Genomic DNA, 931 nt, shown 5'->3' with positions numbered 1-931 from the left:
CATCTAGTACGACCAGAGTGGTATTTCAACGTTGACTCCACCATCACTGGCGTGACAGCTTCACAGTCTCCCACCTATCCTACACAAGCCGTACCAAACACCAATACCAAACTATAGTAAAGGTCCCGGGGTCTTTCCGTCCTGCCGCGCGTAACGAGCATCTTTACTCGTAGTGCAATTTCGCCGAGTCCATGGTTGAGACAGTGGGAAAGTCGTTACTCCATTCGTGCAGGTCGGAACTTACCCGACAAGGAATTTCGCTACCTTAGGATGGTTATAGTTACCACCGCCGTTTACTGGGGCTTAAATTCTCAGCTTCGACACTTGCGTATCTAACCGGTCCTCTTAACCTTCCAGCACCGGGCAGGAGTCAGTCCGTATACATCGTCTTACAACTTCGCACGGACCTGTGTTTTTAGTAAACAGTCGCTTTCCCCTGGTCTCTGCGGCCATCACCGCTTCCCCCAGCAAGTGGGTTCACGGATCCGGCCCCCCTTCTCCCGAAGTTACGGGGGCATTTTGCCGAGTTCCTTAACCATGGTTGTCTCGATCGCCTTAGTATTCTCTACTTGATCACCTGAGTCGGTTTGGGGTACGGGCGGCTCGTTTCTCGCTAGAGGTTTTTCTCGACAGCATAGGATCACCCACTTCGCCATATATGGCTCCGCGTCACGTCTCAGACACATGTCTGGCGGATTTGCCTACCAGACGTCCTACACGCTTGCCCACAGACAACCATCGCTGTGGCTGGGCTACCTTCCTGCGTCACCCCATCGCTTGACTACTACCAGCTCGGGTCCCACGCTCCACACCACGGCCTCGCCCCGAAGGGTCCGGTCCATGATGCTTCGGGTGGTTAGCATCACCAGGTTCGTCATGGGCGAAACTTCGCCGGTACGGGAATATCAACCCGTTGTCCATCGACTACGCC

General features: G+C 54.5%; 1 rRNA gene. It reads right to left on the bottom strand.

Annotation, left to right across the window (positions count from 1 at the left end):
* Positions 1-931 (bottom strand): 23S ribosomal RNA (locus ACFFJG_RS20660); the annotation flags it as partial.

Origin of the sequence: Nocardioides zeicaulis, from assembly GCF_042432345.1 — a bacterium.
In the GTDB taxonomy this organism is placed as follows: domain Bacteria; phylum Actinomycetota; class Actinomycetes; order Propionibacteriales; family Nocardioidaceae; genus Nocardioides; species Nocardioides zeicaulis.
This window is presented reverse-complemented; position numbering and strand designations above follow the sequence as displayed.